The sequence below is a fragment of the Chitinophaga sp. genome, assembly GCF_036569185.1.
Lineage (GTDB): Bacteria > Bacteroidota > Bacteroidia > Chitinophagales > Chitinophagaceae > Chitinophaga.
This window is the reverse complement of sequence record NZ_DATCRD010000179.1, coordinates 1-7135: the sequence shown is the minus strand read 5'-3', so window position 1 is coordinate 7135 and position 7135 is coordinate 1. Positions and strand designations below refer to the sequence as shown.

Here is a 7135-nt window from a genome sequence, read left to right as displayed (position 1 = left end):
CGAATGGGAAGACAAAACCTCTTTCCGCGGGCATGTTTGTGTGCAGGTAGATGATTTCAGCAGCCTGTTTTTCCGTATGAAAGAATTAAACGTCATCGATATAAACCCCTGGGGGAAAGTCAGAAAACTGCCCGACGGAGCGATGCAGATGTTTGTGCGTGATCCTGCCGGCAACCTGGTGGAAATTTCCTCCATACCCGGCGCTGACGTGGATCCCCGGATATTTACAGATGAACTTTATGAAGAAGGATTGTATGTTTCAAACAGGAATGACTTCAGGGGATACAGGTCTGATGACGCCACCTTATATCATAACAAATGAGAAAAAACGTATTGTTGCTTGAAACCATTGCCGACGAAGCGCTCACTGTTCTCCGGGACCATGTGAATGTATTCACAGGTTATGATGAAGCCAGTTTAAGAGAGGTTGTAAACGAGGAAGAGATCCATGCCATCATTACAAGAGGAAAAGGACTGATCAACAAACCGCTCATCGATGCCTGTCCGCATTTACAGGTAGTGGCCAGGTGCGGCGTAGGATTAGATAATGTGGATGTGGCTGCAGCAACTGCCAGGAAAGTGATGGTCATCAATGCACCGGGCAGCAATGCCGCCACCATTGCGGAGCATACCCTGGGCCTGATGCTGATGCTGATGCGCAACCTATATGAATCCGTTGCACAGGTAAAACAAAACAACTGGAACTGGCGCAATCAATATGCAGGAGATGAGCTGAACGGAAAAACCCTGGGCGTGTTGGGTATGGGCAATATAGGAAAACGGGTGGCCCGCCTGGGAGCAGCTTTTGAAATGGAAGTAGTGTATTGGAGTAAGTCTGAACAAGACCTCCCTTATAAATTCCTGGCCATGGAAGAACTGTTACGGCAGTCGGATGTAGTGAGCCTTCATCTTCCTTTTAACAATGAAACAGATAAGATTATAGGAGAAAAACAACTGCGTTTGATGAAGCCCGGCGCGTTGCTGATCAATACCGCAAGAGGCGCGCTGGTAGATCATCCTGCATTACTGCAGGCATTAAATACCGGGATGATTTCAGGCTATGCTGCAGATGTATTGCCCGATGAGCCGCCGGTAGAAAGCCTCGGCATTGTGCAACATCCGCGGGTAATTGTTACGCCGCATTCGGGCAGCCTTACATCGGCCACCTACCGGCAGATATGCCTGCTTACCATCGGCAATGTAGTGGCGGCGCTTACCGGCAGGGAACCGGATCCTGGCAGCATATATAACCGCAATGCGCTTGCGTTGATCAATAACTGAGACACCGTTTTTTAATATTAACCGTTATGTGGGCAGGTTGAATTGCATACAAAACGGTCATCAATAATCTGTGTTCAAATGAAAAAATTCTGCGTTTGTTTATTATTCCTGGTAAGTACCGGCATCACCTGTACAGGCCTGCTCTTTGCACAATCTTCCAAAGCGGGGAAAAAACCGCTGGTGGTTTTTGTGACTGGTGATCATGAATACAGCAGCGAGGAAACCATGCCTGTAATTGCCGCTGCGCTGGAGAAAGATTACGGTATGAAAACGATCGTTCTCAAAGCATCCCCTGATTATAACAGTGAAGAAAATATTCCTGGTCTGGAGGCTTTGAAACAGGCCGACCTGGCTGTTTTCTTCCTGCGCTGGCGCAGGCTCCCACCTGAACAACTGGCGTATATAGACGCTTACCTGAAATCCGGCAAACCCGTTATGGGCTTCCGTACCACCACACATGCCTTTCATTTTCCAGAAGGGGACCCAAGTGAAAAATGGAATGCCTTCGGGGAATTTGCATTGAATGCGCCTCCGGGCTGGGGCGGCGCTGCCAAACATACCCATTACGGGCATGAAAGTAGTACAGACGTATCTGTTATTCCTGAACAGGCGAACAATCCTATACTCACCGGTGTTGCCGCCAACTTTCATGTGCGTTCATGGCTGTACCGTGTTTTACCGGACTACCCCGTGAAAGGCTCCACCTGGCTACTGATGGGCAAAGCGGTGAACCCGGATAAAGAAGCCATCGAAAATCCCGTGGCCTGGACAGGCACCAACCATTTCGGCGGCCGGGTTTTTATGACTACCCTGGGCCACCCCGAAGATTTTACACAAGAGCCCTTTCAGCGATTAGTGATCAATGCCATTCATTATGAGCTCGGCCTTAAAATTCCACGGAAATGGAAAGGTAAAATAAATATCCAGGTACCCTACCGTGTAGCTAAGTAAGTATTTCCCGTTCCTGATCAAGCTAAATCTTTCTAAGATGTCCAAACTATCAAAAATTGGCATTTACGCGCCTTTTATTCCCATAGTATTGGCGATAATGATACTGCATGCCTGTACCTCCAAAGGCCCTGCTCCGCTTACTGTTTCCGCCAACTCGCATATTTCCCTGATCGGTAATAACCTGGGATCAAGAATGACAAACTATGATAATTTCGAAACGGAGCTATACCTCCGTTACCCGGAGTATAAAATACAGATCCGCAATATGTGCGATGGAGGCGAAACACCGGGGTTCCGGCCACACTCCGGCAGGAACTCTCCCTGGGCGTTTCCGGGCGCAGAAAAATTCCGTCCGGAGCTCGACAGCCAGGTGCAGGCCATCGAAAATCCCAGCCAGGGCCGTTTTGAAACACCGGATCAATGGCTTACCAGGCTTAAAACAGATGTGATCATTGCGTTCTTTGGCTATAACGAATCATTCGATGGAAAAGAAGGACTGGAAAGTTATAAAGCAGAACTGGATGCGTTTATAAAGTGGACCCTGAAACAAAAATACAACGGCGCCTCTGCGCCGCAACTGGCCATCGTTTCCCCTATCGCCTTCGAAAATCTTTCAGATAAATATGATCTTCCCGATGGCCGCAAAGAAAATGAAAACCTTGCTTTATATACGAATGCAATGAAAGAAGTGGCTGCCCGTAATAATGTGTTATTTGTAGATGCGTTCACTCCATCTAAAAAATGGTATGAGGAAACTAAAGAACCGCTCACTATCGACGGCTCACAACTGAATGAAGAAGGTTATAAAAAGCTGGGCGTGCTGCTGGCAGACCAGATCTTTGGCAATGTTCCGCCGAAGGCGGAAACTAACAGGAAACTGGTGCATGATGCCGTCATGGAAAAGAACTGGATGTGGCTGAACGACTATAAAATCCCCAACGGGGTGCATGTGTATGGCCGCCGGTATGATCCTTACGGACCGGATAATTATCCCGCAGAAATAGAAAAGATCCGCGAGATGACCGCCATCAGGGATACTGCAGTATGGCTGGCGGCTTCCAGGGGAGAGAAAATGGATATTGCTGCCGCCGATAAAAATACCAAAGTGTTGCCTCCGGTTAAAACCAATTATAACCCTGCAAAAAATGGCAGTCTGCGGTATCTCAGTGGCCAGGAAGCGGTGAGTAAACTGAAAGTGCCACCGGGATACAAGATCGAGCTCTTTGCCTCCGAAGAACAATTCAAAGACCTGGCCAAGCCCATGCAGATGTCGTTTGATAACAAAGGCAGGCTTTGGGTAGCGATAATGCCCAGCTATCCGCATTATAAACCGGGAGATGCAAAACCCAATGATAAAATTCTCATTTTTGAAGATACCGACAATGATGGCAAGGCCGACAAAGAAACCGTATTTGCAGACAGCCTGCATCTTCCCATCGGTTTTGAAATAGCGGAAGAAGGCGTATATGTTGCCCAGGGAACCAATCTTAAATTGCTAACGGATACAGATGGCGATGGCAAAGCAGATAAAACAGAGATCCTGCTCAGCGGGTTTGATGATCATGATACCCATCACAGCAGTCATGCATTCACCGTTGATGCTTCCGGCGCCATTTATTCCGGAGAAGGTGTTTTTCTTCACACGAATGTAGAAACATCTTATGGCACCATCCGTGGCACCAACGGGGGTTTTTACAGGTACGACCCGCGCCGCAGGAAACTGGAACGCACGGCTCAACTTTCTATTCCTAACCCCTGGGGTATTGCATTCGACGACTGGGGCCAGCCGTTCTTTGCGGAAACATCCAGTCCGGATGTACGCTGGATGCTCCCCGGAACCGTGATGCCCAGATATGGACAGGCTACGCATAAATCGATCCAGCTGATAGAAGATAAACATAAGGTACGGCCAACATCAGGTCTTGAATTTGTATCCAGCCGTCATTTCCCCGATGAGGTGCAGGGCGATTTCCTCATCAACAATACCATCGGGTTCCTCGGCACAAAAGAACATACCCTGCAGGATGATGGCACCGGCTATAAAAGCCATCACCGCATGGATCTGCTGGTGAGTGGCGATCCCAACTTCCGGCCGGTAGACCTGGAGTTTGCGCCTGATGGATCGTTATATGTGATCGACTGGCACAATATCCTGATAGGGCATATGCAGCATAACGCGCGGGATCCCCTCCGCGATCATTCGCATGGAAGAATATACCGTATCACCTATCCGTCGAGGCCACTGGTAAAACCAGCCAACATAGCGGGAGCGCCTATAGAAGAGTTGCTGGACAATCTTAAACTGCCGGAATACAGAACCCGTTACAGAACCCGCCGCGAACTGAGAGGGCGCGATGTTTCCCAGGTGCTGGCCAAACTGCAAACCTGGGTGGCCAACCTGGATAAAAATGATCCGCGGTATGAACATCATTTACTCGAAGGACTTTGGGTGAGCTGGGGAATGGATAAAGTGGATCAGCCGCTTTTAAAACGGGTACTGAAAGCAAAAGACTATCATGCAAGGGCTGCCGCAGTAGAAGTGCTGCGTTATACAGGGCACCAGGTGCCCGACCAGGCGGAGCTGCTGATGCAGGCCGCACAGGATGAGAACAGTCGCGTGCGGCTGATGGCCATCGTGGCCGCTTCATGGATAGGCAAGGAAAAAGGGCTGCCTATCCTGGCAGCCGCTAAAAAAATGCCGCTGGATGAATGGATGATCCATGCGTATGAAACCGCCGTAGCGCACTTAAACGGGGAAAATGTAAAAAAGAACAAAGAGGGAAATGAAGCTACCAGGCTAAAAGGCCCTGCACTGGCATTGTTTAACAAGGGAAAGGAAATTTATTCTATAGAAGGATATTGTAAAACATGCCACCAGGCAGATGGTAAAGGTTTGCCTGATTCAGGCTTCCCTCCTCTTGCCGGTTCCGCCTGGGTAACCGGAAGCGAAGAACGGCTTATCAAACTGGTGATGAAAGGAGTATTAGGCCCGATAGAAGTAAATAATAAAACCTATCCGGGCCAGGTACCGATGACGCCTTTCGATGGGCTATTGAAAGATGAGGAGATCGCCGCCGTGCTAACCTATGTCAGAAATTCGTTCGGCAATAACGGAACACCTGTATCCCCGGACAAAGTAAAACAGGTGAGAAAAGCCATAGAAAATAAAAAGGATTTTTATTCTGCCGAACAGTTACTTAAAGAACATCCCATGGAGAAAAAATAACAGGCGCCCGTCATTTACATAATAACAAACGCTTCTGTTAATTTACTATATCACTTAGATAAAATATCACAAGGAAATATTAGGCTGTATATTTAATATTGTTAGGACTTCTAATTTAATCAGTTACTATTTACTCATCACCAAAATTTGAAAAACTATAGCAGCCGTTGTGACGTAGCAAAATCATTCAACCCAAAACGGCACTGATACAAATAGCATATACAATGTAGCAACTGCAGCAGGAATCAACTTATCGCATACTATTGCCGGCGCAGGCGGCTATGGCTGCTTCCGGCATTCATCCGGCGGCAACCCCGGCTGCATTTTCCTGAACTGAATTTATCTGGCGCCTGTTTGCCGGATAGGAATAGTGCGCCCTGACATGTAAGGTCCTGTATTTAAAAATTGCTCTTAAGTAATACTCAGGATACGATCAATTTAACCTAATAACATTTTAACTATGAAACACATTTCCACGGTGATTTTTAAAATGCCGGCATTGCGCCAGAAAATCATTTATGCCACCTTTGCCTTATTCATGGGAATAACAATGCCACTCCATGCAATAAACACGGCAATGCTTCATTACCCGCAAACATCGCTCATAGACGTACGGGGAAAAGTGCTGGATGAGAGTGGTACCGGAGTGCCCGGGGTGAGCATTAAAGTAAAGAATGTAAATAAAGCCACCACTACAGACGTCGACGGGAACTTCAACATTAAAGGCATCCCCGCTGATGCAGTGCTGATTGTTTCCTATATCGGTTATGTTACACAGGAGGTGAGCGTTACTGCTGCGGATATGCAGATCAAACTTATTCCGCAGGTTAAAAAGATAGATGAAGTAGTAGTGGTTGGTTATGGTACCACTAAAAAATCAGATCTGACCGGGGCGGTGGGTACCGTTAAAGCTGAAACCCTGCAGGAGCGCCCCGCCTCTTCTTTAAACCAAAGCTTATCCGGCCGTGTAACCGGCGTGAATGTGTCTTCCAACTCAGGAAGACCAGGCGGCAGAACCAACATCCGCATCCGAGGGTCAAGCTCCTTAAGCGTTTCCAATAACCCGCTGTATGTAATTGATGGTGTGATCCTGAACCCGGTAGACCTGAGAAATGGCAGTACCCCTATTGATTATCTTAACCCTAATGATATTGCTTCCATCGAAGTACTGAAAGATGCTTCTTCTACAGCCATCTATGGCGCCAGGGGAGCAAATGGCGTTATCCTTGTTACCACCAAAAGAGGTAATTCATCTGGTGGAAAGATCACGTATGACCCCGATTTCAGTATAGGCGTATTGCCCCGGAAACTTGAGCTGCTCAATGCAAAAGAGTTCCTGGCGGTGGAGGACCTGGCTTATGCCAACGCCCAGAAATATGATCCCGTGGGATGGGCAACCGGTACAAAATACACCGATCCAAAAACCAAACGCACCAATCCCAAACTATTTGATGCACAGGGGAACCCTTTATACGATACGGATTGGCAGGACGAAACATTTCAAAAAGCATTTACACAAAACCATCAACTGGGCTTTACGGATGGAGATGAAAAAAGAAGCATAGGCGCATTCCTGAACTATCGCAGCCAGGAAGGACTGGCGCGCGGTTCCTGGCAGGACCGCTATGCCGGCCGCGTGGCATACGACAGCCAGATAAAGGACTGGTTAAAGATTGG

5 protein-coding genes are annotated in these 7135 nt (G+C 47.8%); all 5 read left to right on the top strand.

From position 1 onward, the window contains the following. Nucleotides 1–322: hypothetical protein (locus VIM72_RS13715; protein ID WP_332003391.1), on the top strand; the 322-nt coding region annotated here is incomplete at its 5' end. Further along, a complete protein-coding gene (locus VIM72_RS13710; RefSeq protein WP_332003390.1) occupies nucleotides 319–1281 on the top strand; it encodes a 2-hydroxyacid dehydrogenase in 963 nt (320 codons plus the stop codon). The genes VIM72_RS13715 and VIM72_RS13710, both read left to right, overlap by 4 nt. Nucleotides 1282–1359: 78 nt before the next feature. Further along, on the top strand, nucleotides 1360–2232 hold the full coding sequence (locus VIM72_RS13705; protein WP_332003389.1) for a ThuA domain-containing protein: 873 nt from the start codon (nucleotides 1360–1362) through the stop codon (nucleotides 2230–2232). Between the two features lie 37 nt (nucleotides 2233–2269). Then, the gene (locus tag VIM72_RS13700) at nucleotides 2270–5458 is read left to right on the top strand and encodes a PVC-type heme-binding CxxCH protein (protein WP_332003388.1); all 3189 of its coding nucleotides are present in this window, start codon (nucleotides 2270–2272) and stop codon (nucleotides 5456–5458) included. Nucleotides 5459–5918: 460 nt separating this feature from the next. Next, a partial coding sequence (locus tag VIM72_RS13695; protein WP_332003387.1) for a SusC/RagA family TonB-linked outer membrane protein occupies nucleotides 5919–7135 on the top strand: 1217 nt, incomplete at its 3' end.